Source organism: Enterobacter sp. CPE_E863 (genome assembly GCF_046521465.1).
In the GTDB taxonomy this organism is placed as follows: domain Bacteria; phylum Pseudomonadota; class Gammaproteobacteria; order Enterobacterales; family Enterobacteriaceae; genus Enterobacter; species Enterobacter adelaidei.
Genome location: NZ_JBKFZX010000001.1, coordinates 2,733,961 through 2,759,702, shown reverse-complemented (window position 1 = coordinate 2,759,702; position 25,742 = coordinate 2,733,961). Strand labels below are relative to the sequence as shown.

At 52.1% G+C, this 25,742-nt stretch carries 27 protein-coding genes and 4 pseudogenes; 9 read left to right on the top strand and 22 right to left on the bottom strand.

Annotated elements, in window-relative coordinates; translation table 11 throughout:
• The first annotated feature begins 169 nt into the window (after positions 1-169).
• The 3 genes from ACLHV8_RS13730 to dgcQ all read left to right on the top strand — a co-directional run bounded on the left by ACLHV8_RS13730 (position 170) and on the right by dgcQ (position 3,120).
• The gene (locus tag ACLHV8_RS13730; RefSeq protein WP_192831230.1) at positions 170-1,084 is read left to right on the top strand and encodes a DUF808 domain-containing protein; all 915 of its coding nucleotides are present in this window, start codon (positions 170-172) and stop codon (positions 1,082-1,084) included.
• Positions 1,085-1,161: 77 nt separating this feature from the next.
• A complete protein-coding gene (locus tag ACLHV8_RS13725) occupies positions 1,162-1,344 on the top strand; it encodes a YodC family protein (protein ID WP_028019599.1) in 183 nt (60 codons plus the stop codon).
• 75 nt (positions 1,345-1,419) lie between these two features.
• A complete protein-coding gene (gene dgcQ / locus ACLHV8_RS13720) occupies positions 1,420-3,120 on the top strand; it encodes a cellulose biosynthesis regulator diguanylate cyclase DgcQ (RefSeq protein ID WP_028019598.1) in 1,701 nt (566 codons plus the stop codon).
• Here dgcQ and ACLHV8_RS13715 read toward each other — a convergent pair.
• Positions 3,087-3,905 (bottom strand): mannosyl-3-phosphoglycerate phosphatase-related protein, encoded by an 819-nt coding sequence (locus ACLHV8_RS13715; protein ID WP_129323335.1) that lies wholly within the window; start codon positions 3,903-3,905, stop codon positions 3,087-3,089. The two genes, dgcQ and ACLHV8_RS13715, sit on opposite strands and share 34 nt — an antisense overlap.
• Before the next feature lie 300 nt (positions 3,906-4,205).
• Positions 4,206-4,433 carry a YodD family peroxide/acid resistance protein gene (gene yodD / locus ACLHV8_RS13710; protein ID WP_028019596.1) on the bottom strand — a complete coding sequence of 76 codons (228 nt, stop codon included), beginning with the start codon at positions 4,431-4,433 and terminating at the stop codon, positions 4,206-4,208.
• A 136-nt stretch (positions 4,434-4,569) separates the two neighbouring features.
• On the opposite strand from yodD, the gene dsrB reads away from it, so the two are divergent.
• Positions 4,570-4,758, top strand: a complete 189-nt coding sequence (gene dsrB / locus ACLHV8_RS13705) for a protein DsrB (protein ID WP_013097741.1) — start codon at positions 4,570-4,572, stop codon at positions 4,756-4,758.
• A gap of 102 nt (positions 4,759-4,860) precedes the next feature.
• Here the strand turns inward: dsrB and rcsA are convergent, their stop codons facing one another.
• From rcsA to fliF, 14 genes and pseudogenes are all read right to left on the bottom strand, one after another.
• Positions 4,861-5,484: a transcriptional regulator RcsA gene (rcsA, locus tag ACLHV8_RS13700; protein ID WP_008500313.1), complete on the bottom strand. Its 624-nt coding sequence runs from the start codon at positions 5,482-5,484 to the stop codon at positions 4,861-4,863.
• A gap of 278 nt (positions 5,485-5,762) precedes the next feature.
• Positions 5,763-6,564, bottom strand: a pseudogene (fliR, locus tag ACLHV8_RS13695) (flagellar biosynthetic protein FliR).
• 7 nt (positions 6,565-6,571) lie between these two features.
• Positions 6,572-6,841: a flagellar biosynthesis protein FliQ gene (gene fliQ, locus ACLHV8_RS13690; protein WP_008500315.1), complete on the bottom strand. Its 270-nt coding sequence runs from the start codon at positions 6,839-6,841 to the stop codon at positions 6,572-6,574.
• Between the two features lie 9 nt (positions 6,842-6,850).
• A complete protein-coding gene (gene fliP, locus ACLHV8_RS13685; RefSeq protein ID WP_208594333.1) occupies positions 6,851-7,588 on the bottom strand; it encodes a flagellar type III secretion system pore protein FliP in 738 nt (245 codons plus the stop codon).
• Positions 7,588-7,962: a flagellar biosynthetic protein FliO gene (gene fliO / locus ACLHV8_RS13680; RefSeq protein WP_028019595.1), complete on the bottom strand. Its 375-nt coding sequence runs from the start codon at positions 7,960-7,962 to the stop codon at positions 7,588-7,590. The genes fliP and fliO overlap by 1 nt, the downstream gene beginning before the upstream one ends.
• Before the next feature lie 2 nt (positions 7,963-7,964).
• Positions 7,965-8,378: a flagellar motor switch protein FliN gene (gene fliN / locus ACLHV8_RS13675; RefSeq protein ID WP_028019594.1), complete on the bottom strand. Its 414-nt coding sequence runs from the start codon at positions 8,376-8,378 to the stop codon at positions 7,965-7,967.
• Positions 8,375-9,379, bottom strand: coding sequence for a flagellar motor switch protein FliM (gene fliM, locus ACLHV8_RS13670; RefSeq protein WP_208594334.1), 1,005 nt, complete (start codon positions 9,377-9,379; stop codon positions 8,375-8,377). Before fliM ends, fliN begins: the two co-directional genes overlap by 4 nt.
• A 4-nt stretch (positions 9,380-9,383) precedes the next feature.
• Positions 9,384-9,854, bottom strand: a complete 471-nt coding sequence (gene fliL, locus ACLHV8_RS13665) for a flagellar basal body-associated protein FliL (RefSeq protein WP_028019592.1) — start codon at positions 9,852-9,854, stop codon at positions 9,384-9,386.
• A gap of 106 nt (positions 9,855-9,960) precedes the next feature.
• Complete coding sequence (gene fliK, locus ACLHV8_RS13660; RefSeq protein ID WP_208594335.1) at positions 9,961-11,190, bottom strand: flagellar hook length control protein FliK; 1,230 nt, start codon at positions 11,188-11,190, stop codon at positions 9,961-9,963.
• On the bottom strand, positions 11,187-11,630 hold the full coding sequence (fliJ, locus tag ACLHV8_RS13655) for a flagellar export protein FliJ (RefSeq protein ID WP_006811155.1): 444 nt from the start codon (positions 11,628-11,630) through the stop codon (positions 11,187-11,189). Before fliJ ends, fliK begins: the two co-directional genes overlap by 4 nt.
• 21 nt (positions 11,631-11,651) lie before the next feature.
• Positions 11,652-13,022 carry a flagellar protein export ATPase FliI gene (gene fliI / locus ACLHV8_RS13650; protein WP_028019590.1) on the bottom strand — a complete coding sequence of 457 codons (1,371 nt, stop codon included), beginning with the start codon at positions 13,020-13,022 and terminating at the stop codon, positions 11,652-11,654.
• Complete coding sequence (gene fliH, locus ACLHV8_RS13645; protein WP_028019589.1) at positions 13,022-13,729, bottom strand: flagellar assembly protein FliH; 708 nt, start codon at positions 13,727-13,729, stop codon at positions 13,022-13,024. The genes fliI and fliH overlap by 1 nt, the downstream gene beginning before the upstream one ends.
• Positions 13,722-14,720, bottom strand: coding sequence for a flagellar motor switch protein FliG (fliG, locus tag ACLHV8_RS13640; protein WP_008500327.1), 999 nt, complete (start codon positions 14,718-14,720; stop codon positions 13,722-13,724). The genes fliH and fliG overlap by 8 nt, the downstream gene beginning before the upstream one ends.
• Entirely contained in the window at positions 14,713-16,392 is a 1,680-nt protein-coding gene (gene fliF / locus ACLHV8_RS13635; RefSeq protein WP_208594336.1) for a flagellar basal-body MS-ring/collar protein FliF, read from the bottom strand. The genes fliG and fliF overlap by 8 nt, the downstream gene beginning before the upstream one ends.
• 228 nt (positions 16,393-16,620) lie before the next feature.
• On the opposite strand from fliF, the gene fliE reads away from it, so the two are divergent.
• On the top strand, positions 16,621-16,935 hold the full coding sequence (gene fliE / locus ACLHV8_RS13630; protein WP_208594337.1) for a flagellar hook-basal body complex protein FliE: 315 nt from the start codon (positions 16,621-16,623) through the stop codon (positions 16,933-16,935).
• 74 nt (positions 16,936-17,009) lie between these two features.
• Positions 17,010-17,423 (top strand): lipoprotein YedD, encoded by a 414-nt coding sequence (gene yedD / locus ACLHV8_RS13625; RefSeq protein WP_108089646.1) that lies wholly within the window; start codon positions 17,010-17,012, stop codon positions 17,421-17,423.
• Between the two features lie 42 nt (positions 17,424-17,465).
• On the opposite strand, the pseudogene amyA reads toward yedD, so the two are convergent.
• The 4 genes and pseudogenes from amyA to fliD form a co-directional block, all read right to left on the bottom strand.
• Positions 17,466-18,953 (bottom strand): annotated as a pseudogene (gene amyA / locus ACLHV8_RS13620) (alpha-amylase).
• Between the two features lie 52 nt (positions 18,954-19,005).
• Entirely contained in the window at positions 19,006-19,380 is a 375-nt protein-coding gene (gene fliT / locus ACLHV8_RS13615; protein ID WP_128348961.1) for a flagella biosynthesis regulatory protein FliT, read from the bottom strand.
• Between the two features lie 5 nt (positions 19,381-19,385).
• Positions 19,386-19,790 carry a flagellar export chaperone FliS gene (fliS, locus tag ACLHV8_RS13610; protein ID WP_023312296.1) on the bottom strand — a complete coding sequence of 135 codons (405 nt, stop codon included), beginning with the start codon at positions 19,788-19,790 and terminating at the stop codon, positions 19,386-19,388.
• Between the two features lie 21 nt (positions 19,791-19,811).
• Positions 19,812-21,236, bottom strand: a complete 1,425-nt coding sequence (gene fliD, locus ACLHV8_RS13605) for a flagellar filament capping protein FliD (protein ID WP_244250038.1) — start codon at positions 21,234-21,236, stop codon at positions 19,812-19,814.
• A gap of 390 nt (positions 21,237-21,626) precedes the next feature.
• Between fliD and ACLHV8_RS13600 the strand changes: the two genes are divergently transcribed.
• The 3 genes and pseudogenes from ACLHV8_RS13600 to ACLHV8_RS13590 form a co-directional block, all read left to right on the top strand.
• On the top strand, positions 21,627-22,451 hold the full coding sequence (locus ACLHV8_RS13600) for a flagellin (protein ID WP_128348959.1): 825 nt from the start codon (positions 21,627-21,629) through the stop codon (positions 22,449-22,451).
• A 193-nt stretch (positions 22,452-22,644) separates the two neighbouring features.
• A pseudogene (gene tnpA / locus ACLHV8_RS13595) lies at positions 22,645-23,103 on the top strand (IS200/IS605 family transposase).
• A gap of 297 nt (positions 23,104-23,400) precedes the next feature.
• Positions 23,401-23,942 (top strand): annotated as a pseudogene (locus ACLHV8_RS13590) (transposase); the annotation flags it as partial.
• A 678-nt stretch (positions 23,943-24,620) separates the two neighbouring features.
• Here the strand turns inward: ACLHV8_RS13590 and ACLHV8_RS13585 are convergent.
• Together ACLHV8_RS13585 and ACLHV8_RS13580 are read right to left on the bottom strand one after the other, a co-directional pair.
• Positions 24,621-25,031 carry a hypothetical protein gene (locus ACLHV8_RS13585; protein WP_208595341.1) on the bottom strand — a complete coding sequence of 137 codons (411 nt, stop codon included), beginning with the start codon at positions 25,029-25,031 and terminating at the stop codon, positions 24,621-24,623.
• Between the two features lies 1 nt (position 25,032).
• Positions 25,033-25,729 (bottom strand): IS1 family transposase gene (locus ACLHV8_RS13580; protein ID WP_174491968.1). Its coding sequence is split into 2 segments (ribosomal slippage): positions 25,033-25,477 and positions 25,476-25,729, totalling 699 coding nucleotides; the frame shifts between segments, so codons are not numbered across the junction.
• Between the last annotated feature and the right edge of the window lie 13 nt (positions 25,730-25,742).

The following is a 25,742-nucleotide window of genomic DNA, read 5'->3' as shown; positions in this document are numbered from 1 at the left end:
TCACGACGAAATAAAAAGGTCGCTGATAGTAAACGCGAAAACTATCGTGCTGGCGAGCCCTTTAATTGTGTGGTTGATGTGAATTTTTTGTTGACGAAAGGTGCCTGTTTCCGGGTTCACGCTTTTGCTCCATACTATTCACTACATTAGCAAAAAAAGAAGGATTGAGATTTTGGCAGGAAGTAGCTTATTAACATTGCTGGATGATATTGCCACCTTGCTGGATGACATTTCAGTGATGGGGAAACTGGCAGCGAAGAAAACCGCTGGCGTTCTGGGAGATGATTTATCGCTTAACGCCCAGCAGGTGAGTGGGGTTAGGGCTAATCGTGAACTGCCGGTGGTGTGGGGCGTTGCGAAAGGTTCATTCCTGAATAAAGTGATTCTGGTACCACTGGCGCTACTGATCAGCGCGTTTATTCCCTGGGCCATCACGCCGTTACTGATGATTGGTGGGGCATTTTTATGCTTCGAGGGCGTCGAGAAAGTCCTGCATTCGTTCGCGGCACGTAATAAGAGCGATACGCCTGAAATGCGCCAGCAGCGTCTTGAAGCACTGGCCGCGCAGGATCCGAAAACCTTTGAGCGCGATAAAGTGAAAGGGGCTATTCGTACCGACTTTATTCTCTCTGCTGAGATCGTCGCCATTACGCTGGGGATTGTGTCTGAAGCACCGCTGATGAACCAGGTTCTGATCCTCTCCGGGATCGCTATTCTGGTCACGGTAGGGGTGTACGGTCTGGTGGGGTTGATCGTTAAGCTGGATGATATCGGCTACTGGCTGGAAGAGAAATCAAGCGCGGTGGCAAAAGGGGTAGGCAAAAGCTTACTGGTGCTGGCGCCCTGGCTGATGAAGAGTTTATCCGTAGTCGGCACGCTGGCGATGTTCCTCGTTGGCGGCGGTATTGTGGTTCACGGTATTGCGCCATTGCATCACGCTATCGAACATTTCTCCACTGCGCAGGGTGCTGTTGTCGCGGCGATTCTGCCCACGCTGCTGAATCTTGTGTTGGGCTTTATCATTGGCGCTATCGTGGTGGCGGCAGTAAAGTTGGTCGAAAAAATGCGTGGCACGGCGCACTAATTGCTACCTGTTACAGATGCAAAAAGACCATTCCTCGTCTAAATTGAAAAAGTTTCACCCTGATACAGGAGGCAGGTATGGTCTTTTTGGTCAGTGATGAAGTTAAGCCTAAGAAGGGCGGCCCACGTATGATTGTCACCGGGTATTCCAGTGGAATGGTGGAGTGTCGGTGGCACGATGGCTACAGCATCAAGCGGGAAGCATTTCGTGAAGATGAGCTTCAGCCGGGTGATGGGCAGCAGAAACGAGACAAGGCTTAATCACATAACGCCCGGCTTTGTCGGGCGTTTTTTATTTCAGGTACCGGGTGTAGGCAGTCATCAGGGAGAGTGTGTGTGCAGCGCGATACATTTGTTGTAAGACGATCTTTTTTTCAATGGCTGCAAAAGCGCAGCAACCCTGGCCTGATTGTTAATTCCTGTTTTATCGTCGTACTGATCTTCTCCACTCTTCTGACCTGGCGCGAGGTGGTGGTGCTGGAAGAGGCCTATATCTCCAGCCAGCGCAATCATCTGGAAACGGTTGCCAGCTCGCTCGACAGACAGCTGCAATTTGGCGTTGATAAGGCGCTATTTTTCCGCAACAGCATGCGGGACGCACTGCAGAAACCGCTGGCATTTGACGTTTTGCATCAGGCTGTTGATCGTTTTGACCTCCTCCGGAATCGACCTGCCTGGCAACTGGCGGTGGATAAAGAACGCACACTCCCCATTAATGGCGTATCAGACGCCTTTGTTGAAAAAACGGTACTCCTCAACCGTGACGATGAACGTATCCGTAATGAAATTTCTGCTGCACTTGAAGTCGGTTACTTACTACGTCTGGCCTCATCGACGGTACAGAATGAAGAGCGGATTATCTATATCTCCCGCGCCGGGTTTTATCTTTCCACGGATACGCCTGCGCAGAGTGACGACATCATTACGCGTTATTACCACCTGGTGACCCAGCCCTGGTTTACGCAGCAGTCTGAACGTAACAATCGTGCGCGGGCGGTGCGCTGGTTTATCTCTACCGCGTCCTCCTGGACCGGCAACGAACGCATGATTACGGCCAGCATACCCATCTATTTTGAACATTACTGGTACGGCGTAGTGGCGATGGATTTTTCGTTTAGCACCATGAAGCGTTTGCTGGCAGATGCAACGGACGATCATGCCGAAGGGGAATATCAGCTGTACGATTCGCGCCTCAACTTGATTGCCTCTTCGGAATCCCCTGCCAGCCTGATGAACCGTTTTGACGAACGTGAAATGGCGCAAATCGCACATGCCATTGAAAGTGACACGGAAGGCGGAGTCCGTCTCGGCAGTCGTTTTATCAGTTGGGAACGGCTCGATCACTTTGATGGCGTCGTTCTGCGAGTGCATACCCTGCATGAAGGTGTTCAGGGTGATTTCGGTAGCATCAGCATTGTGCTGGCTCTGCTGTGGGCACTGTTCACGGCCATGCTGCTTATCTCCTGGCTGGTGATCCGCCGAATGGTGAGCAACATGTATGCACTGCAAAGCTCACTGCAGTGGCAGGCCTGGCATGATCCGCTCACCCGTCTGAATAACCGTGGTGCGCTCTTCGAACGGGCCAGAATACTGGCACAACAATGCCAGCAACAGTCGCTACCGTTTTCCGTGATTCAGATCGATCTGGATCATTTCAAAAGCATCAATGACCGCTTTGGCCATCAGGCGGGTGATAAGGTGCTGTCTCATGCTGCCGGGATTATTGCCAGCGGACTGCGTGAAAACGATGTCGCCGGGCGCGTCGGCGGGGAAGAGTTTTGCGTGGTATTACCTGGAGTGGCGCTTCCCGAGGCCTCGGTGGTAGCAGAGCGCATCCGCGCAAGGATTGACAGCAAAGAGATTCTGGTGAAAAAAAGCACCACATTACATATCACTGCATCATTTGGCGTGAGCTGTGCCCATGAAAAAGGGAACTACAACTTTGAACAGCTGCAGTCGATTGCCGATACCCGTCTGTATCTGGCAAAACAGGGGGGACGTAATCAGGTTATCTGGCGCGATGACGACAAGAAGTGATCCAGCCCCTCACTCCAGCCAGCCGGTCCGGGCTGCTGAGTGTAATAGACCCGCGCAGGGGAAGTGTCTCGCAGCACGATACCCTGTCGGTTTATCCCTTTGATGACGACAGCGAAGTCCATGCTGTCCAACAGGGGGGCATCATTGGGGCCATCACCGAGTCCCAGGGTGACAGGAGTGATATCTTCCTGCTCACGGTACTGCTCAATAAGCCAGTTAACCGCAACGTCCTTACCACAGCGGGCGTCCAGAATATGCCAGAAACGGGCGCCTTGCAGGCATTTCAGGCCACTTCGCGCCAGCACCTCTTCAAACTCAACCATTTTCTCATCGGTGTCGCGCCAGATAAGCGTGACGGAGGCTTCATGCTTACGTGCGAGGGCTGAGCGATAGCGCGTCAGCCCGGTCCACTCGCTGATAACCCGTTCATCGACGTCGTCAAAGGTGGTGAATTTAACGCGCAACTGCAGGCGGATTTGTTCAATCAGCCGGTGGATATCCTGGTGCGACATCCCTCTGATGTGGCGCTGACCCATTTCCCAGCGGACATCAGGCTGAATCACTGCGCCGTTTTCGGCAATAAGCGGTAAACCTTCCAGCCCCAGATCCTGCTGGATCTCAAGCATCTCTGCCACCGTCTTACTGCTGCAAAGAATAACCGGTACCTGGTTATCCAGCAGCCTGTCGAGCCAGGGTATCGCTGGCTGCCAGTCATAGGTATGAATATCCAGCAACGAGCCATCCAGGTCAGAAAAAATCAGCAGCGTGTCCTGCAGTGAAGGCATAGTGGCTCCAGATAACGGATGCGTCAGAGATTAAGAATATTCCTAAAAAATAACGGAAAGGGAAATCCTGGAAAAGGGAACTATCCCAGGCAAACCCGCATTCGGCGTATGTTATCGCTCATAACAAAAATCAATATGTTAAAAATGTTATATTCATTCCGAGAATATATGCTTGTCAGGCAAAATTGTTGGGGATAGTGTGGCATGTACATCAGGTTTCCTGGTGTAACGAATTTCAAGTGCTTCTTGCATAAGCAAGTTTTGATCCCGGCCATCCCCATGACCGGGATTTTTTTCGTGCTACCGATTTGCTTCAGACACGCTAAAGTCATGAATATCAAGCTCGAAGGCCTCAGCCAGTTCACGATAGGTGTGATAATCCCTTCCGTTAACAATGACGCGGTCAGAATTATCGTCCATACGGCGGACTTCTGATTCACTGATCTCATTGATCGCGGCCAGCAGGGCATCGACATCCACTTCGACGTCGCGTTTGATGGTGTCGCTGTACGCTTTGTCGGTCTTCATTACGGGACTCCTCTTTCAACCTACAAACGTGTCCAGGGTTAAGTATAGCCTGTGTATAAAAACGCCATTCGCGCCGGACGGCGATGTGCGTTTTTGCGTTTTGTTCTAAACTGGCTCAAAACCAGAGGAGGAATGTATGAAGGTCAACGATCGGGTAACCGTTAAAACGGACGGTGGGCCGCGCCGCCCGGGTGTGGTACTGGCAATTGAAGAGTTTAGCGAAGGCACAATGTACCTGGTATCACTGGAAGACTACCCGCTTGGCATCTGGTTTTTTAACGAACTGGGGCATCCTGACGGTATTTTTGTTGAGAAAGCAGAGTAGCTCGGCGTCGGGTGGCACAGCGCGTACCCGACAACGTTCTCAGAAGCAAAAATCTCTGGCCAGGCCAGAGATCAAAGGTAGGGTGCACAGGGTCTTAAGCGACTAACGCATGTTGACGAAAATCCCGTTCGTCACATTATCGGTCAGGCGTACTACGTGGTAGATCACTTGCTTATTATGCGTTTTAATTTTCCTTTTAATATTTCCTTTGTGTGACGAAACGGTTTTAGCTTTAATATTCATCTGGTCTGAGATCTGAATAGTTCCTTGGCCCGCCATCCACATTCTCAGCATACTTGATTCAGTCCTGCTTAATGATAGGGTGGGTAAGTTAACCGCTCCTACATTTTTAACTTCTTTATTCAAATAATCACCCAGAATGTCATCCAGCGACTCTGGTTTAATCGATTTAGAGCTGATTAATAAGTTTTTACGGACCAATAAATACTCATCGAAATGGATATTCGCGATCGCCATAAAAACAATAAACAGGGTTTTTGGATGCTGATTAATGATTTGCTTAATGTGCTGACTGTTGGCTGGATCGTGAATGAAACAGTCCTCATTAATAAACACCACGCCTGGTTTTAGTTCGTCACAAGCGGCTGCGAGTTCGTCAACGGTGTGTGCATCGTTGATGTCTCTCTTTCTTACCCCTCTGCTTGCCAGGTACCCGGTTAACCCTAGCCGGGTGTAGCTGCATAAATCCATAATGATCGTTGACATGGCATACCCTCACTCAATGCGTAACGATAATTCACCATCTGCCTGAGAGCTCAAAACAGCCATACGGGATGGAAAAAAATAATAAACCTGTGAGCATGACAAAGACTTTCAGGCGGACTCACTATCCCGTAAAGTTACGTATAATTTGCCAGGAATCTTCTTAAAGTAAAGTAATTATTAAGTATTGTGAGGTGCTTAGAAACAATTAAACCGCGTCAGATATATCCTGGAAGATGTTTTTCAGGTTTTATTTTAGGAATATCCTCAGAAAGACAATATCAATAGTGAGGGCTATTATTTACGTGGCAGTTCGCTGACAATATCCGCTAACAGGTTGAATATCTCGCCGAATAAATGTTCACAGAAGGGGGCGATAAGTGGCATGAGTAATGACATTAATAAAATTCCGACCGTCAACGTCAGCGGAAAACCAATGACAAACACCGATAACTGCGGCGCCATTCGGTTCAGTAAACCTAATGCCAGGTTTACTGTCAGCAGCAGCGTGATAATCGGTAGCGCGAGCATCAGCCCGTTCAGGAATATCAGCCCTGCGGCACGGGTGAGCGCCAGAAAAGCATTGCTGTTCACCGGGTTCTCACCAATTGGCAGCGTATGGAACGTATCCACCAGCATGGAAATGAGCCACAGATGACCGTTGAACGACAAGAATAGCAGCATGGCCAGCAGGTCGATAATGCGCGCCAGCACAGGCATGTTGAGATGGCTGCCGGGATCGACGAACGTGGCGAACGATAATCCCATCTGCAGGCCGATGAGTTCCCCTGCGGTGCGCACGGCGGCAAAGGCGAGTTGCATGGTAAAGCCGACGGCGACGCCAATCATCACCTGCTGCAATGCCACCCATATCGCATTGGCCGAGAAAATCGGAATATCCACAGGGGGAAGAGAAGGGGCGACGATAATGGAAATGATGATGCCCAGCCCCACTTTGACACGCTTGGGGATCGATTTCTCACTGAGAATGGGCGCCGTTGAAATCAGCGCCATGATGCGCAGCATCGGCCAAAAGTAGACGCCAAGCCACTGAACCCACTGGTCGCTGGTGAAGTGCAGCATTGTCAGGTCAGCCGATGATGTACGGCAGGTTGGTAAACAGGTTGCGCATATAGTCCAGCAACAGGTTCAGCATCCACGGCCCGGCAACGATAATCGCCACGAACACGGCGATGATTTTCGGGATAAATGACAGCGTCATTTCGTTAATTTGCGTGGCGGCCTGCAGAATACTGATAATCAGACCGGTTACCAGCGCGACAAGCAACAAAGGTGCGGCAACGGCTATCGCGATTTTCATCGCTTCCGTGCCCATCATCATGACCGATTCGGGTGTCATTGCCGTTCCTTAACTGTAGAAACTCTGGGCCAGAGAACTGACCAGCAGCTGCCAGCCATCGACCAGCACGAAGAGCATGATCTTAAAGGGCAGGGCAATGGTGGCGGGAGGAACCATCATCATACCCAGCGCCATCAGCACGCTGGCGATCACCAGGTCGATAATCAGGAACGGAATAAAAATGGTAAAGCCAATCTGAAACGCGGTTTTCAGCTCGCTGGTGACATAGGCGGGCAGCAGAATACGTATCGGAACTGCTTCCGGTCCCTGAAGCTCACCGGTGTTGGACAGGCGAGCAAAAAGCGCCAGATCCGCTTCACGCGTCTGGCGCAGCATAAATTCCCGTAACGGCTGAGCGCCTTTATCCAGCGCCTCCTGCATGGAGATTTTGTCTTCGCTGAACGGCTGGTAGGCGTCGGTGTAAATCTTATCGATCACCGGCGACATAATGAAAAAGGTCAAAAACAGCGCCAGCCCCAGCAGAACCTGGTTTGGCGGTGCGGAAGGGGTTCCTAGCGCGTTTCGCAGCAGGCCAAAGACGATGATGATGCGGGTGAAGCTGGTCATCATCAGCAGGATGGCCGGAATAAACGTCAGCGAGGTGATAAAAACCAGTGTCTGAACCGGGAGCGACCAGCTTTGGCCGCCGCCAGCGAGGGGCGTTGAGACCAGACCAGGCAGTTGCGCATAAACCGCGGGAGCAAACAGACCCACGCCCGCAAGCGTAAGGGATAACAAACGGCGCATCAGGATCTCCCGGAACGCTTAAGCAAACTCTTCATAACGGACTGGAAATCCGCAGGGGCGTCTGCGCGCTCGTCCACCAGAACAGGAGCGGGCGGCAGTTTATGTAATACGTTGATGTTTGAGGCAGTGACGCCCAGAACCAAACGCGCATCTTCCACATCGACAATGACCACGCGTTCCCGTGGCCCCAGTGTGGTGCTGGCGCTGACCTTCAGACCGCGGGTACCGGCGGTTTTACCCGCCAGACCAACGCGTTTCGCCAGCCATGCGGCGATAAGAATAAAGGCAATAATACCGAACAACGCCCCGCTCACCTGGAGCAGAGGTGAGCCGGGGACGGCAGAAGGTTGTGATATTGTTGCCTGAGTTTTCATGCTTAACGGCTCAGACGACGCATACGTTCTGATGGGGTAATGATGTCGGTGATGCGAACGCCGTATTTATCGGCAACCACCACCACTTCACCCTGGGCAATCAGATAACCGTTGATCAGAATATCCAGCGGCTCACCGGCCAGACCGTCCAGCGCCACCACGGAACCCTGCGTCAGGCGCAGCAGTTCTTTAATGGTCATACGGGTACGTCCCAGTTCCACGGTCAGCTTAACAGGGATGTCCATAATCAGGTCGATGTCCTGCAGCGTGCCGCTGACATCACCCCCACCAAGCTGCTGGAATACCGCATCCGCCGCGCTTTTACTCGGGGTGGATTGTTGCTCGTTTAACGCGTCAGCCCACAGATCGTCCAGTGCTCCGCTGTTTTCATCGGACGGATTGTTCATGTCACTCATTTGGGCTGTTCCTCATTCAGCGAATTCAATATCGGGTTGATCAAGTGCTCAACGCGTAACGCATACTGACCGTTAAGTGTGCCGTACTGGCTTGTCAGCACCGGGACACCATCCACATGGGCAATAATGCGGTCGGGTTTTTCTATCGGCAGGACATCGCCGGGTTGTAATTTCAGTATCTGGGATAACCGCAGCGGGATATCGGCAAAACTCGCGATCAGCTCAAGCTGCGAACGCTGAACCTGACGTACCAGGTTTTCACGCCAGTTCTGGTCTTCGTTGCGTGAGTTCTCCAGCGGGGGGTTAACCAGCAGTTCGCGCAGCGGTTCGATCATGCTGAACGGCAGGCAAATGTTGAATTCCCCGGTCAGGTTACCGATTTCTACATGGAACGGCGTGTTGACGACGATATCGTTTGGAGAGGTGGTGATATTGGTAAATTTCACCTGCATCTCAGAACGTACATACTCCACGTCCAGTGGGTTAATGGCTTTCCACGCGTCGCTGTAAGATTCCAGCGCCAGCTTCAGCATACGGTTAATCACGCGCTGCTCGGTGTGGGTAAATTCACGACCTTCTACTTTGGTCGGGAAACGCCCGTCGCCGCCGAACAGGTTATCCACCGCAATGAACACCAGGCTTGGCGAAAACACCACCAGTCCAGTGCCGCGCAGCGGCTTCAGATGAATCAGGTTAAGGTTGGTTGGCACCGGCAGGTTGCGGGCAAACTCATGATACGGCTGAATACGGATCGCACCGACCGTGATGTCCGGGCTACGACGCAGCAGGTTAAACAGCCCCATACGGAACTGACGTGCAAAACGTTCGTTAATGATCTCCAGCGCCTGCAGACGTTCACGTACCACGCGACGCTGGGTATTCGGGTCATAGGGGCGAATATCGCTATCGCCGCCAAGACCCGGTTGCGGATCATCACTCTTATCGCTGTCGCCGTTAAGCAGCGCATCGATTTCTGCCTGAGAAAGAATACTGTCGCCCATGTCGTTACCGCAGAATGAAGGCTGTATACAGAACGTCAGTGACTTCCTGCTTAGGTTGGCCGTTTACCAGCGGGGTCGCCAGCGTTTGTTTAATGGCGTCGACCAGCTTTTGCTTGCCGACATCGGTGGCCAGCGTCGAAGCATCCTGACGAGAGAACAGCAGCAGAAGGCGGCTACGCACTTCAGGAAGATAATCATTCAGGCGCGCACGCGTGGCCTCATCCTTCAGGCGCAGCGTAATACCGACATACAGCACACGATCCGCATCACCGAGATTCACGGTGAAGGTATCGAGAGGGAAAAATACCGGTGCCGGCGGTGGTGCTGGTTCGGCTTTGGCCGCAGCGGTCGAAGGTTCCTGCTGCATACGCCAGTAACTATAGCCCGCGGTGGCGCAGGCGGCGAGCGTGATCAACACCAGCAGCGGGATCCAGATGGAACGCTTACTTTTTTTGGTGATAGCGGAGTCAGTCATCTGATACGAGCTTCCTGTTTCGGTACAGCTTAATAAGGTGATTATCCCGTGTCCTGCCGACGTCAAAGCGTGGAAAAGACGGGGATAATCACGTTACCTCTGGCGTTTAGGCGAAGATGTCTACGGCGCTGTTGCCACGTGCTGCAGATTGCAGGGCGGCAGGGGTAGGCAGTATCTCATCACTCTCTTCATTAAAGCCGCCGGTATTACCGGAACGCGAAGCCTGCTGTTGCTGCTGGGAGAAGGACTGCTGCTGCCCGGCAAAGCTCTCACTGCTGACGCTGCTCTGCGCAAGCTGAATACCGTTCTCAGCCAGCGATGTCCGTAGTACCGGCAGGGCTGCTTCCAGTGCTGCACGCACGTGGCTGTGCGCCGAGACCATCTGCAGTTGCGCCTGGTTATCATCCAGTTTAAGCGAAATTTGCACCTGACCCAGATCTTCCGGGTGCAGACGCAGCTCCGCTGTCTGTTGTCCCTGCTTAGTGAACAGCGTGATGTGCTGGCTCAGGGATTGCTGCCATTCGTGAGTTCCCAGAGGCTGGCTTAACACCGGCGCAGTGGCAACGGTGGCGGCCGGCTGGCTGGTCGCGTGGCTGGACATCACTGGCGCCAGGGTTGCGGTCGGCGATGTTGAAGACGACGCGCTGGCGAGTTCTTGTTTCTCCACGGCAGCGGTTACAGCCGGTGTCGCGGGCGCGTTGTCAGGCAGAACAGGGTCGCTGTGTTTGCCCTGACTCTGATACGACGCAGAAAGCTGGGCTTTATCATGGCCTGCCAGCGGGGTGTTCTGGGACGATTGTCCCGCGCCATTCTGTGCAAGCGTCGCTGAACTCAGAACAGACTTCGCGGTAATACCGTCAGTGCCTGTCGCGTGAGCAGTGCTGGTCTGCTGGTGGGGGAGCATCGCCATCAGCGCACTTAATCCTGCCAGTTCTTCTTCGCTCAGTTCGCTTTTGCTGTCATCTTTGCTGGCAGTATTCAGTGTCTTCAGGGCATCTCCCTTTGACAGCGGTGTCAGCCCGGAAACCAGCGTTTCCAGCGGTGTGGTTGAGGGTGCTTCATCGCCATTCAGCGCACCCTGACGCGAGAGCAGGTCCGCAATTTTAGCCTGCAGCGTGGTATCGCCCCTGGCGTCCTGAGCGACTTTTGACAGCTTACTGCCAGCCGCTTTCAGGTCAGCCAGGGTCAGTGGCGCATCCTTGCCTTTGCCGGTTGCATCCGTCAGGGCGCCCGCCAGCAGAGAGAGAAAATCTTGCGCACCGTCAGTGCCTTTCCCTGTCAGCGTGCCGCCTGACAGGTCGCTGTCGCTCATCAGCAGTTGTTGCAGTGTGATCATTCCGGTTTCCTCATTGATGCGCGCTGGGCAAACTCATCCATTTTTTTCTGATCCAGACGGTTTTCCGCCAGGGTCGAGGCTGCAATCTGCCGATCCTGTAAGGTTTGCCAGGCCTGCAGCCGCTGTTTTTTCTCGCGCCAGAAATTCAGCGCGGTATCCACTTTCTGGGTCCACTGGTTAAGCTGCTGGCGATGCTGCTCTATCGCCTTCTCCAGCGTCTGGATAAACTGCTGATAGTTAATCCAGCGCTGACTGCCAATGCCCTGTGTCATATCGGTATTGAGGTTGGTGCGATATTCATGCTGATAGTCGATTAACATCTTCAACTGTTCTTCAGCCTGCTGGCACCCGCGTCGCATTGCGCCAAGCTGCAATGCGGCATCATCAACTTCTTTTTCAGCCAGATCTTTCAGCGTTGATAACGCGCTGTTTTGCGCCATAACCTTCGCCCTCCACCTGTGTTACACCTGCGGGAAAATCAGCTCCAGTGCCTGAATTGAATCTTCCCAGTCGGCACGTTCAAAAATGCCTTGTTGCAAAAACGCCTCCAGCTGCGGCCACAGGTTAATCGCTTTGTCGAGCATCGGGTCGCTGCCTTTGGCATACGCCCCCACGCTGACCAGATCGCGGTTACGCTGGAAGCTGGAGAGGAGTTGTTTGAAATTACGCACGCGGGCGTAGTGTTTCTCGGTTATCAGCGCCGTCATTGCGCGGCTGATAGAGGCTTCAATATCAATGGCCGGATAGTGCCCGGCTTCGGCCAGACGACGCGACAGCACAATGTGACCGTCAAGGATCGCACGCGCGGAATCGGCAATCGGGTCTTGCTGATCATCTCCCTCGGTCAGTACCGTATAGAACGCGGTAATGGAGCCGCCGCCGCTGATGCCGTTCCCTGCACGTTCTACCAGAGCAGGGAGCTTGGCGAATACCGAAGGCGGGTAGCCTTTGGTCGCCGGAGGCTCACCAATAGCCAGCGCGATTTCACGCTGTGCCATCGCGTAACGGGTCAGGGAATCCATGATCAGCAGCACGTGCTTGCCGCGGTCACGGAAATCTTCGGCGATACGGGTGGCATACGCTGCACCCTGCATACGCAATAACGGCGAGACATCTGCCGGTGCGGCGATAACCACCGAGCGGGCGCGACCTTCCGCCCCCAGAATGTTTTCGATAAAGTCTTTAACTTCACGCCCACGCTCGCCGATCAGACCCACGACGATAACATCGGCTTGAGTGTAGCGTGCCATCATGCCGAGCAGCACGGATTTCCCCACGCCAGACCCGGCGAACAGGCCCATACGTTGTCCACGGCCTACAGTCAGCAGGGCGTTGATCGGACGCACGCCGGTATCCAGCACATGCTCAATAGGCGTTCGTTGCAGGGGGTTAAAGGGCTGAGTAATGAGTGCGCCGGTTTCCGTGGTGTCCGGTGAAGGCAGACCGTCAAGCGGTTTACCGCTGCCGTCCAGCACGCGGCCCAGCAGGGCAGGGCCAAGCGGCAGCTGTTTCCCGCTCTGCAGTCCATCACCGATAATGTTTTTGGCGTATACGCGTGCGCCGGGAAGAATGCCTTCCACCTCTTCAAGCGGCATCAGAAACAGACGCTGGCCGTTAAAACCGACCACTTCGCTTTCGACTTCGCGCGTTTCCAGACCATCCTGACGCTCAATGACGCAGGTCGCACCCAGCGGAAGCTGCAGGCCGGTGGCCTCCAGTACCAGCCCGGTGGCGCGCGTCAGTCGCCCATAACGACGAACAGATGGCAGTTGCGCCATCTTTGTCTCAAAGTTGTCGAGCGTGGTGAGCCAGCGGGTGAGGCGTGCGGTCATCAGACGACTCCCGGTGCCGCAAGGCGACACAGTTCCTGCCAGCGGGTAGCCACGCTGGCATCCAGGTCACCTTCATCGGCAGAGACTTTGCAGCCGCCGTGATGTAACGACGGGTCGCCGCGCAGACGCCAGCCGTGCAGGTTTAGCGTCGCCCCCAGGCTCTCTTCCACGCGCTGCAGGTCGTCCGGGTGAACGCGTAGCTGAGGCTTCCCGCTGAACAGCGGCTCTTGTTGCAGCAGCCCCTGAATTTGTTTGATCAGCGCAGTGTTATCCACCACCGGCGTCTGGCCGATAACCTGACGCGCGGCTTCCAGCGCCATCTGCATTAGTCGTGATGCAATCACGCTGTCCAGCGCATCCAGCGTGTGCTGGAACTCGCTGACCAGCTGCTGCATGCGGGCATGGATCGGCGCCTGCTGCTGACGCGCCTGATCAATACCGTGCTCTAACCCTTTCGCCAGACCTTCCTGATACCCTTGCTCGTGGCCCTTCTGCCGGCCTTCGTTCAGACCGGCATTATAACCTTGCTCGTGTGCCTGCATTTGCAGCTGAGCCAGCATCTGTGCTTGTTGCTCCTCTTCACTCAGTTCGGGCTGCTCAGCGTCCGGGTCGAGCTCCACGGGCGATACCACCGCTGGTGTGAATTCGGAGAGGGGAGGTGCCAGATCGTCCGGTGTCCAGCGCTTCCACGGCATCTCATTAGACATAGGTGTCGTCTCCGCTGCCAATCACCATCTCGCCGGTTTCCGCCAGACGACGAACAATAAGCAGGATCGCTTTCTGTTCGTTTTCCACCTGAGACAGACGTACCGGGCCACGGTTGGCAAGGTCGTCGCGCAGGATATCTGCCGCACGCTGAGACATGTTGCGCAGGAACTTCTCGCGCAGTGGCTGCTCGGCACCTTTGAGGGCGATAAGCAGCGACTCGGAGTCCACTTCCTGGAGCAGGCGCTGGATGCTGCGATCGTCCACTTCGACCAGGTTTTCGAACAGGAACATCTCGTCGATAATTTTCTGTGCCAGCTCGCCGTCGAATTCGCGTACTGCGGTAATAACCGCCTCTTCCTGCTGGGTTTTCATCAGGTTGATGATTTCCGCCGCCGTTCTCACGCCGCCCATTTTGCTGCGCTTGAGGTTCTGACCGTCGAGCAGGTTGTTCAGTACTTCTGTCAGCTCCGCCAGTGCGGCTGGCTGCACGCCGCCGAAGGTCGCGATACGCAGCATCACATCGTGGCGCAGACGCTCTTCGAACAGCGCCAGAATATCGGCCGCCTGACCACGTTTGAGGTGGACAAGGATGGTGGCAATAATCTGCGGGTGCTCGTCGCGAATAAGGTCGGCGGCACTCTGCGGTTCCATAAAGTTGAGCGTTTCGATACCGCTGGCGGTATCGCGCGTTTCCAGAATATCTTCCAGCAGGCTGGCGGCACGCTCTTCGCCCAGCGCCTTGACCAGCACGGAGCGCAGGTAGTCGTTGGCGTTGACGTTGAGCGCGGCAAACTGTTCGGCTTCCTGCTCAAATTCCGACAGCACTTCGGTCAGCTGTTTATTGGAGATTTGACGCACGTTGGCCATGGCCGCACTGAGAATTTGCACTTCTCGCTGGGAGAGGTGTTTAAACACCTCTGCCGCGCGATCTTCGCCAATGGTCATCAACAGGATGACGCTTTTATCGGTGCCTGTAAGCGTATTACTCATGTTCGTTACCCATCCACTGGCGGATGACCAGCGCCACGACGCGCGGATCGTTATCTGACATTTCGCGAATGCGCTGGCTCATGACCTCAGCGCCCATGCGCTGGTTAGCACGGCGTTGCTGCATTTGTTCATCTTTGCTGAGGCGTACTTCAACCGCTTCTTCCACTTCCTGACGCGCGCTCATCTGTTCGCGAGCGGCTTTCTCGGCTTCAGCTCGACGCTGGAGCTGCGGACGAACGCCTTTACGCCACAGCAGCCACGCGACAATCAGCACCAGCAGCCAGCGTCCCGCGGACATCAGCTGATCGATAAACGCCTGCTGTTGCCAGAACGGCAGTTCACCGCCGGTCTCATCCACCGCGTTGAACGGTGAGTTCACCACGTTGAGGCTATCGCCACGCTTCTCGGAGTAACCCATTGCTTCACGGGTCAGGTTTTCAATCTGCTTCATCTGCTCGGCTGTCAGCGCCAGCGGTTTGCCATTTGGAAGCGTCTTGTAGTTCACCACTACCGCAACAGAAAGACGCTGAATATCGCCCACGTTCAGTTTAGTGTGGCGAATCGTCCGATCCACTTCGTAGTTCGTGGTTTCGTTACGACTGCTGGTATGCGGACCGGCATTATTGGCCGTTGACGTAGTCTGCTGGTTATTTTGCTGACCGTTCTGCTGGTTTGCCGGAGGTGTAGAAATAGGTGCTGCGTTAGCAGGGGCAGGCTGGTTAGACAGCGCACCAGGAACACCGCCAGGGTACGCACCACCAGACTGTTCGCTGGAGTTAATCTGGCGAGAACGCATCACCGCCTGAGCGGCATCACCGTTCGGGCTGTACTGTTCTTCAGTTTGTTCTTTATTAGCGAAGTCAATCTGCGCGGTAACCTGCGCGTGCACGTTACTGTTACCCACGACCGGGCCGAGGATCGCTTCAATACGACGCTGGAGACGGTTTTCTACATCGGCGGCATATTTCAGCTGCGCGTCATTCAGATCGCGACCGGCGGTATTGGATTGCGTCAGCAGATGACCACTCTGGTCGACCAGCGTCACGTTACCCGGCGGCAGACCGGCGACAGCGCTGGAGACGAGATGCGTCACAGCGCTAATTTGCCCTTCATCCAGCGCGCGGCCAGGTTCGAGATTCACGGTCACGGAGGCGGAAGGGGATTTCTGTTCGCGGACAAATAAGGAAGGTTTAGGCATCGCCAGGTGCACTCGGGCACTTTTCACCGGGCCTAACGTTTCAATGGTACGAGCCAGTTCGCCTTCCAGGGCACGCTGGTAGTTCACCTGCTCGCTGAACTGGCTGATACCGAATTTTTCCTGATCCAGCAGTTCAAAACCGACCGCGCCGCCCTTCGGCAGCCCCTGCTGCGCCAGACGCAGACGCAGTTCGTGCACCTTATCCGCAGGAACCTCAAGCGCCCCCCCGTTATCGGCAAAGCGATAAGGGATGTTCATCTGGGTAAGCTGGGTGACGATGGCACCGCCATCCTGATCGGAAAGGTTACTGTAGAGCGTCCGGTAATCAGGGCTTTTCGCCCACAGGACCATCGCTACAAGGATCGCAATTGCGGCAGCGCCTGCCACGATCAACGGGATTTTAGGATTCGCGCGAAGGCGGTTCATCCACTCGAGTGATTTATTTTGTGGCGCTGTCGATGCTGTTGCACTCATTGCGCACCTCTTAAATCCTGGTGGTTTACGTTATTCGTGTAGAGAAACAAAACTGACTCCCGGGTCGGCAAACACGACAAAAGTTCCATATTGATGGCCCTGCCATTATTTGATGATTCGTGATTTTCTATGCGTCAAATAACCTGGTTTTTTCACGCTATTTACCGCCATTATCTTATTGACAAGCTGTTAGTCTTGACCGCGTAAAAAACCATCCAGGGGAGAGTCATGGCTATACAGGGTATTGAAGGGGTAATCAGTCAGTTGCAGGCAACGGCGATGACGGCCCGTAATCAGAATGTGGCAGAACAACAGCCGAACATCAGCTTTGCAGGGCAACTGCATGCCGCTCTTGACCGTATCAGCGATACCCAGACCGCCGCACGGACCCAGGCAGAGAAGTTCACCCTTGGTGAACCGGGTGTGGCCCTGAATGATGTGATGACCGATTTGCAAAAAGCTTCGGTGTCCCTGCAGATGGGGATCCAGGTGCGTAACAAGCTGGTGTCGGCTTACCAGGAAGTCATGGGGATGCAGGTTTAAGACCTGTCGATCTTCGCTGGCAGCCTTAGCGCTTTAATGCCACAATATTTTTTTCTTCGAATGCAGGAAAGGTGATGAAAAAAATAGCAATTGCTGGTGCGCTGCTGGCACTGACCGGGTGCGTTCAGGTCGATAACTATAAAGAAGTGATCAAGCATCCTGTTCCGGCGGAACTGGCGGGATACTGGCAGTCAAAAGGGCCGCAGAGCAAAATGGTCAGCCCGGAGGCGATTGCCACGCTGGTGGTGACGGAAGAGGGCGATACGCTTGACTGCCGTCAGTGGCAGCGCGTGATTGCCGTGCCGGGTAAAATCATGCTGCGTTCAGACAGTTATTACAACGTAACCCGCAAGCTGGATATCTATCCGCTGGAACGTGATGGTTTAACGCTTGAGTACGACGGACTGGAGCTGCAAAAAGTCGACCGCCCAACGGTTGAGTGCGCTGATTACCTGAGCAAAAATCCGCTGGAGAGCAAGGCGCCTTAACCTTTTTTGCCGGGTGGCGCTGACGCTTACCCGGCATTGTTTTTACAGCGCTTCCTCTATTACCCAAATGCTGACGCTCCCGCCTTTACAGGTAAACGTCCCTTCGCCATCCGCGGCCGTGGTGATGGTCTCTTCGCGATTGCCGAGAAAATCACGCCACGTTTTATTACCGTAATTTTCCCCAAGACAAATCACTTTCTCTCCATCGTCACCATTTGACAACACGACCACACAGCCGGGATCGTCCTCGGTACCGCTGCGGCTGAAGGCGATACAGTTAGGATGGTCAAAAAAGAGCGTCTACACGCCGTGGGCAAAGCGCTGACGAGCAAGGATCAATTCGTGGAGCTGCTCAATGACCGGCATGTCTATATGGTACATTTCACCGTCGCCCCCCGTATCGTCATAACTGGCACCGAAGAGATCGGGATAAAAGACGCTCGGCACACCATTTTCCCGTAGCAAGATCAACGCATAAGCCAGGGGTTTAAACCAGGCTTCGACCGGTGCCTCCAGGGCCTGCAAAGGTTGGGTGTCGTGGTTAGCCACAAGGGTTACCGCATGAAACGGATCGGCTTCCACCAGCGTACCGGTGAAGATTTGGCTCATGTCGTAATCCCGTCCCTGGCGTGACGCTTCGTGGAATTTCATCTGCAGGGGGGCGTCAAACAGCATCGTTTTACCCTCGACCTGGTCAATATAGGCCTGGAGCTTATCCACTTCGTGGGACCAGTATTCCGCCACGATAAACAGCGGCTGGTCCGCGACTTCCTGTACGTGTTCAATCCACTCTTTGTAAAACCAGGCGGGAATATGTTTAACGGCGTCCAGACGAAAACCGTCGCAGCGCGTCTGTTCCATGACCCAGCGGGCCCAGTATTTGATCTCTTCCGTGACGGCGTGATTGCGAAAGTCGATATTTTCGCCCATCAGATAATCGAAGTTACCCATTTCATCATCAACCTGATCGTTCCAGCCTTCGCCGGTGTAGTCGTTGACGATTTTAAAGATGCCGTCTTCAGCAGGGTTTTCAATATGGTCGACGCCGCTGAAACATTTGTAATCCCAGATAAACTGCGAATATTGCCCGGCGCGGACAGGGAAGGTGTAACGTGTCCAGGCTTCACACTCGATGACCTCGTCATCAATTTGCGTGCGGTCCTGTTCGTTTACACGCTGAACGCGGACAGACTCTTTCTCATCTGCCCCCATTTTATGATTCACCACAACATCCAGCAGCACCGCAATGTCGTTGCTTTTAAGCGCGTCAATGGCTTCCAGCAACTGTGCTTTTTCGCCGTATTTGGTGGCGATGCTGCCTTTCTGGTCAAACTCACCGAGATCGAATAAGTCGTAAGAATCATACCCAACCGAATACCCACCAGACGCGCCTTTATAAGCGGGTGGCAGCCAGATCATATTGATGCCGATTTCGTTAAGATTGGGGGCTAATGCCGTGACCTCTCGCCACAATTCACCGCCAGCAGGGTAGTACCAGTGAAAACATTGTAACAGGGTGGGGTTTTTCATCGTCCGTGCTCCAGAAGCCGTTTGGCTGACTTCTGGAGTATGGATGAAGAAATCATAATTGTGTGTCGCGGGTCAAACTTTCTGGATAAAGAATATTCCCTGACAGCTTTCCATAGGTAGATGTGATGGATTGCTGTTTACCGGTTTGATCAATGAGACTGCGCAGTTCGTCCATCCGGACTTTCAGCAGCGCCTTTAGCGTATTCTCATTCTCAAGGATCATTTCCAGCAGCGCACGCGCTTGCTCAACCTGAGCCGGAGGGCATGACATGATGGGTGTTTGCGAAATCTTTTCCACCAGTTGAACGTAATGCATTTCCTGCTCAATAAGCGCATCCCATTGACCAGAATGTGCGAGATTTAGCATAGCAATGCTCTGAGCATGTAACGCCTGCCAGTGGCTAAGCGCTGCGCTGGGATTATTCATTAAAATTATCCTGAAATAGAGGACGCATTGGGGCCAATTTGCTTCCACGCATCCGCAATGTTGTTTAATAAACCCTCGACTTCAACAATTGCGTCTACGTCGTTACTGACATTCGCCAGTAACAAACGTCGAACCATATATTCGTACAAGGAGGCAAGATTACCGGACAACTCGCTCTCAACCTCCATGTTCAGTCCTGCTTTTAAACCATTGTCGATGATGTTGATGGCTTTAGATAAAGCCTCACCTTTTTCACGAATTTGCCCGGCTTCCATGAACAAACGCGCGCGGACGAGGGCGCTATGCGCCCCGTCAAACAGCATGACAATCAGTTGGTGTGGACTGGCATTCATGACTGCACTTTCTACACCTATCTGCTGATAGGATTGAACACCAGAGGTCTTATACATATCCACTCCTGAAGGCTACGACTACTTTTGTGAGAACTGTTGGGTCAGATAGTTGGCTGTACTGGTCATTTTGGTGACTAATACGTCCAGGCTGGTGAACTGCGTTTTGTAACGCGCCATGGTGGCATCAATAGTGGCTTCCATCGCATCGTAACGTTCACCCAGCGTTTTCAGCGTCTTATTGATCCCGTCTTTTGCGTTCTGGATCACACCTGCGCTACCGGTGCTGGTGCTGAGCATGGTATCCAGCGTTTTACTCATCTGGGTGGCCATACCGGTGGTTTTCCCGTCGCCCACAAAGTACTGCTGTACGGCGGTAGGGTTGTCGGTGAGCGCTTTTTTCAGTTTATCGGTATCAATTTTCAGGTTACCGACCGTACCGTCAGACCCTTTTACCGGATCCTGGGTAATGCCCAGTTGAGCCATGATCTGAACGGAACCGCTCTGCACTTCAGTCAGCAGGCCGCGCAGCTGAGACTGAATGCCACGCACGTTCGCGTCGCCAACGAGCGCACCGTTACTGGTGGACTGGCTTCCTGAACCTGCGTCGACAGGAACATATTTCGTCAGGCTGTTAATGGTGGACTGCAGTGAGTTATATGCGGTTACCCAGTCAGCGATGGCTTTCTGGTTAGCATCTGTTGCGCGACTCACCTCAAGTGTCTCGTCGGCCTTGCTTTCTGCCTTCAGCGAGAAGGTCATACCTGGCAGCGCATCGGTGATGGTATTCGACTGGCGCTCAATCGAGATGTTGTTCACCACCACAATCGCGTTTTGCGCATCGGTATTTACCGTCAGTGCGCCCGTTTTGGTGGTTGAATCGTAGCCAATTGCGCTTTGCAGTTTGGCGTCACCCGTAACGCTAACCGTCATCGCCCCATCCGTACCGGTGGTTTTCGATGACAGCATCAGGCGGTAATCGCCGTCTTTCGCTTTAATCACGCTGGCGGTGACGTTGCCGTTCGCTTTATTAATGGCGCTCGCGATCCCTGCCAGAGAGGTATCGCCATCCGCCAGGTTCACCTCTAAAGGTGTCTTCGTACCCGGCTGGGTGATAGTGATTTTACGTGTCGTACCTGTCGTATCGCCCAGCAGATCCGTGTTGTTTGCATAGGAGCCCGTGGTGAGAGCCTGTGCCTTCGCGACCTGGTTGACGTTGACAACAAAAGAACCCACGGATGCGTCAGCGGTCGTTGTGGCTGTAAAGGCCGTGTTCGTGCTGCTAACAGACGTGGAGTTCCAGGTGGTTGCTTTACCCAGCGCAGCGGTGGCAGTCTGCAGCGATGTCATGGCGCTCTGCAGTTTGCCGTAAGCGCTTAACTGTGCGTTATACGTTGATTGCTGGGAAGTAATCGTCGTCAGCTTGGTTCTTTCTGCTGCATCCAACTGATTATATAAATCCCCGAGTCCTGCAGAACCTATCCCGAGGTTACTGATAGTAGCCATGCATATTTTCCTTAAAATACGAAAGTAGTTCAGGACTCTTATCGGCCTCTTAACGTAAAAGTTTACGATGGTGAGAAAAAAATAATCCAAAGAATAGACAGGTCCCGGTGGGGTAAATGCAAGGATTGCACTTTAGGGTAATTTTCAGCGCGCTGAAAACACATTGAAAAGTGTGTCTATTCCTTGCGCTAAAAAGCCGTAAATAATAAGTCGATAGTGAACCTTAATTGCTTTTTTAAAAATAAACACCTTAAAAATCAGTTAATTATAATTTTTTCAAAATTGATTCTAAAGTCTTTTGGGGACCCGTCGATAACCTTATTGACGGTGAGAGACGCTGTGAGTGTTAGGCACCGGACCTAAAACCCAATTTTTGAAGGAAAGAAAATTATGGCAGTTATCAATACTAACCTGTTGTCCCTGACCACTCAGAACAACCTGAACAAATCTCAGTCTTCTCTGGGCACTGCTATTGAGCGTCTGTCTTCAGGTCTGCGTATCAACAGCGCGAAAGACGATGCCGCTGGCCAGGCGATTGCAAACCGCATGACCGCTCAGATCAAAGGTATGACTCAGGCAGCACGTAACGCCAACGACGGTATCTCCATGGCGCAGACTGCTGAAGGTTCTCTGAACGAAATCAACAACAACTTGCAGCGTGTTCGTGAGCTGGCTGTTCAGGCAAGCAACGGTACCAACAGCACATCTGACCTGGCCTCTCTGCAGGATGAAGTTACAGCACGTCTGGCTGAAATCGATCGCGTAGCGGGCAAAACTGACTTCAACGGTATCAAACTGCTCGACGGTTCTGCAGGTGCTTCTGGTGTGGTTAAAATTCAGGTTGGCGCAAACGACCAAGACACCATAGATCTTGACCTGAGCGGTGCTAAAGCGGACTCTACTACTCTGGCTGTGAAAAGCATCGACCTTAAATCCATGAAGTCTACCGATCTGGCAACTATCGATGCCGCTATCGCTAAAGTTGATAAAGCACGTTCTGGCCTGGGTGCGGTGCAGAACCGTTTCACTTCTGCAATCAACAACCTGAACAACACCTCTAATAACCTGTCTGCTGCTCAGTCCCGTATCCAGGATGCTGACTACGCAACTGAAGTTTCCAACATGTCCCGCGCGCAGATCCTGCAGCAGGCTGGTACTTCTGTTCTTTCTCAGGCAAACCAGGTTCCACAGACTGTTCTGTCTCTGCTGCGTTAATAAATTTTTAGTTCTTATATTCAAAAAGCCAACCTAAAGGTTGGCTTTTTTGTGCACTGAAAACCCCCAGCTAGGCTGGGGGTTCCGGAAAGCTTTCAGCTATGAGTCAGTTATAAAAAAACCTTTTGATTTGTTAAAACAACTGCGGTCTGGCAACTGCAAGAGAGAAACAAAAAATCAAAAGGGGGTCCCAATGGGGGACGAAAAGAGCTTAGCGCACACCCGATGGAACTGTAAATATCACATAGTCTTTGCACCAAAGTACCGCAGACAGGCGTTCTACGGAGAGAAACGTAGAGCGATAGGAGCGATTTTAAGAAAGCTATATGAGGGGAAAAACGTGAATATTCTGGAAGCATAATGCTGTGTGGATCATATCCATATGCTTCTGGAGATCCCACCGAAGATGAGTGTGTCGGGCTTCATGGGGTACTTGAAAGGTAAAAGTAGCCTGATGCTTTACGAGCAGTTTGGCGATTTGAAATTCAAATACAGAAACAGGGAGTTCTGGTGCCGGGGATACTATGTCGATACGGTGGGTAAGAACACGGCGAAGATACAGGACTACATAAAGCACCAGTTGGAAGAGGATAAAATGGGAGAGCAGTTAGCGATCTCGTATCCGGGCAGCCCGTTCACAGGCCGTAAGTAATCCATAGATGCAAAAGATGCAAATATCAGATTGCGATGCGCCTGTTAGGGCGCGGCTGCTAACAGAGCCTTACAGGCGCATATGAAAAACCTCCGGCTATGCCGGAATATATTTATTATTGAATATAGATAATCCCCAGCTAAATAGCTGCGCGGAATTGTAGATCACTTTGAGGGAACTCAGCCCGGATTGTGCGATCTGAACAATCGCCAAAAAGAAACAAACCACCAACCGGACTGAGCGATGCCGATCATAGCACCAATTCCCTGTGACGAACGATGCCTGATGCAAAAAGCAATCCATAAAGCACTGGGCGAATGAAGCACAGTACTTCCGGTTTTTTATGAAGACGAAGTGGATATTCATTTCAATCCCAAAATTGGCGCATACTGGCAGCTTCGCGGCCAGCAAAAGCGAGTCGTTACGCTGGGACAGAATGAAAAATACTTTCTGGCCGGGGCGTTACTTACTGGCAGAGGAAAGTCAGCTACGTTGGAGGCAGCTGTAAAATCTCCTCGTTATTTTTAAGTCTATTAAAGCATCTCAAAGTGACATACCGGCGAGCCGAAACCACCACTCTAATCGTGGATAACTATATTATCCATAAAAGCCGTGAGACTCTGTGCTGGCTGAAAGCGAACCCGAAGCTCAGCGTGATTTATCAACCTGTTTACTCAACGTGTGTGAACCACGTAGATCAGTTATGGCAGGCACTTCATGATACGAAAACGCGTAAGCATCAGTGCCGTCGATGTGGCAGTTACTGAAAAAAGGTACGGTATCTTATGGAAACCGCCAGCCCATTTCCGGGAGGAAAACATGGGCTGGCAAAAGAGTAGCGGTATTAGGTGCAGCTATTTAGTCTTCAACTAAATTTGTAGTGGGCTGGCGAAACAGAAAGTGCGAATAAGATCCAACCGATATTAATAACTGAATGTTTTCAAATCCTGGGGGCAAGTCAAACCCAATGAAGATGAGTGTGTCAGATTTAATGGGATATGTGAAAGGCAAAAATAGTCTGATGTTTAACGAGTAGTTAGGTGATCAAAAACTTAAGAAATAGGAATTAAAAGTTCTGGTGTCTGGGACGCTACATGAATAACGTGGGTTAAGCAAGGTAAATATAAAATAGTGATTTTAAGGGGTCGGCGTGAGAGAGGGAATAGTGTTTTCGTAACTTGGTGGCCCATTTTTGGCCACAAGTGATTCGTAATGTTAATTTAAAATTGTGATGCTTTATTTTATTTATTAAAAATAAGGATTGTAATGACTTTTGTAATTTTATTAAGTTACGCATTCGAGGTTAAATATTATTTGTGTGGGGTGAGTGGTAATATAAAGGCCACTCACCCCAAGTGACCTTTAATTTCAACCAACAACTGAACCATTATGATTGGTTATTAAACGTTAAGAGATAATATATTGCGAGCTAAAGGTAATTGGGAACTAAAAATATTTACAGGATATTTATCTCTGAATACATTAACAAGCAAAAATAGAAGCTCCTTTTGGGTGATTTAATGATTGCACCAACGCGCAATGAATTTTTCAAGGGAGTAAATGATTTCTATATTTACTGGAAGGCCATAGCGAGCTAAAAGATTGCTGACACGCTGACTCTCACTTCCTCTGTTTTCATCATCATTTTTTATAAGAAAATAATGATAGATAAATGATAGCCATTTTTTCGAACGCTGCTGGTGTAGTTCGTAGTCCTTGTCAGTAATAAGAGCATTTAGAAATTCATCTATATCATCATAGCAATCACTTTCATAGACTCCTCCATGTATACCGAGAACACTTCTTGAAAGAAGTCCCATAGGTTTTTGATAAAAAGCTGCTTCGTACTGAATAGTTGATTGTGTAAAAAGATAGTAATCAGCAGCATTCAGAAGAGTATGTATATTCTCTTCTGGTAATGACTCCAACTTACTGATAGTGTTTTATGTTCAGATAATGCCCGATGACTTTGTCATGCAGCTCCACCGATTTTGAGAACGACAGTGACTTCCTGCCCAGCCTTGCCAGATGCTGCCTCAGATTCAGGTTATGCCGCTCAATGCGCTGCGTATATCGCTTGCTGATAACGTGCAGTTCTCCCTTCAGGCGTGATTCATACAGCGGCCAGCCATCCGTCATCCATACCACGACCTCAAAGGCCGACAGCAGGCCCAGAAGACGCTCCAGCGTGGCCAACGTGCGTTCACCGAATACGTGCGCCACAACCGTCCTCCGTATCCTGTCATACGCGTAAAACAACCAGCGCTGGCGTGATTTAGCGCCGACGTAACCCCACTGTTCGTCCATTTCCGCGCAAACAATGACGTCACTGCCCGGTTGTATGCGTGAGTTTACCGACTGCGGCCTGAGTTTTTAAGTGTCGTAAAATCGTGTTGAGGCCAACGCCCATAATGCGTGCACTGGCGCGACATCCGACGCCATTCATGGCCATATCAATGATTTTCTGATGCGTACCGGGTTGAGAAGCGGTGTAAGTGAACTGTAGCTGCCATGTTTTACGGCAGTGAGAGCAGAGATAGCGCTGATGTCCGGCAGTACTTTTACCGTTACGCACCACGCCTTCAGTAGCTGAACAGGAGGGACAGCTGATAGAAACAGAAGCCACTGGAGCACCTCAA

Coding starts and splice junctions, on each gene's coding strand:
- ACLHV8_RS13725 (WP_028019599.1), top strand. CDS start 1,162: ATGGTCTTTTTGGTCAGTGATGAAGTTAAGCCTAAGAAGGGCGGCCCA.
- ACLHV8_RS13715 (WP_129323335.1), bottom strand. CDS start 3,905: ATGCCTTCACTGCAGGACACGCTGCTGATTTTTTCTGACCTGGATGGC.
- yodD (WP_028019596.1), bottom strand. CDS start 4,433: ATGAAGACCGACAAAGCGTACAGCGACACCATCAAACGCGACGTCGAA.
- dsrB (WP_013097741.1), top strand. CDS start 4,570: ATGAAGGTCAACGATCGGGTAACCGTTAAAACGGACGGTGGGCCGCGC.
- rcsA (WP_008500313.1), bottom strand. CDS start 5,484: ATGTCAACGATCATTATGGATTTATGCAGCTACACCCGGCTAGGGTTA.
- fliQ (WP_008500315.1), bottom strand. CDS start 6,841: ATGACACCCGAATCGGTCATGATGATGGGCACGGAAGCGATGAAAATC.
- fliP (WP_208594333.1), bottom strand. CDS start 7,588: ATGCGCCGTTTGTTATCCCTTACGCTTGCGGGCGTGGGTCTGTTTGCT.
- fliO (WP_028019595.1), bottom strand. CDS start 7,962: ATGAAAACTCAGGCAACAATATCACAACCTTCTGCCGTCCCCGGCTCA.
- fliN (WP_028019594.1), bottom strand. CDS start 8,378: ATGAGTGACATGAACAATCCGTCCGATGAAAACAGCGGAGCACTGGAC.
- fliM (WP_208594334.1), bottom strand. CDS start 9,379: ATGGGCGACAGTATTCTTTCTCAGGCAGAAATCGATGCGCTGCTTAAC.
- fliL (WP_028019592.1), bottom strand. CDS start 9,854: ATGACTGACTCCGCTATCACCAAAAAAAGTAAGCGTTCCATCTGGATC.
- fliK (WP_208594335.1), bottom strand. CDS start 11,190: ATGATCACACTGCAACAACTGCTGATGAGCGACAGCGACCTGTCAGGC.
- fliJ (WP_006811155.1), bottom strand. CDS start 11,630: ATGGCGCAAAACAGCGCGTTATCAACGCTGAAAGATCTGGCTGAAAAA.
- fliI (WP_028019590.1), bottom strand. CDS start 13,022: ATGACCGCACGCCTCACCCGCTGGCTCACCACGCTCGACAACTTTGAG.
- fliH (WP_028019589.1), bottom strand. CDS start 13,729: ATGTCTAATGAGATGCCGTGGAAGCGCTGGACACCGGACGATCTGGCA.
- fliG (WP_008500327.1), bottom strand. CDS start 14,720: ATGAGTAATACGCTTACAGGCACCGATAAAAGCGTCATCCTGTTGATG.
- fliF (WP_208594336.1), bottom strand. CDS start 16,392: ATGAGTGCAACAGCATCGACAGCGCCACAAAATAAATCACTCGAGTGG.
- fliE (WP_208594337.1), top strand. CDS start 16,621: ATGGCTATACAGGGTATTGAAGGGGTAATCAGTCAGTTGCAGGCAACG.
- yedD (WP_108089646.1), top strand. CDS start 17,010: ATGAAAAAAATAGCAATTGCTGGTGCGCTGCTGGCACTGACCGGGTGC.
- fliT (WP_128348961.1), bottom strand. CDS start 19,380: ATGAATAATCCCAGCGCAGCGCTTAGCCACTGGCAGGCGTTACATGCT.
- fliS (WP_023312296.1), bottom strand. CDS start 19,790: ATGTATAAGACCTCTGGTGTTCAATCCTATCAGCAGATAGGTGTAGAA.
- fliD (WP_244250038.1), bottom strand. CDS start 21,236: ATGGCTACTATCAGTAACCTCGGGATAGGTTCTGCAGGACTCGGGGAT.
- ACLHV8_RS13600 (WP_128348959.1), top strand. CDS start 21,627: ATGGCAGTTATCAATACTAACCTGTTGTCCCTGACCACTCAGAACAAC.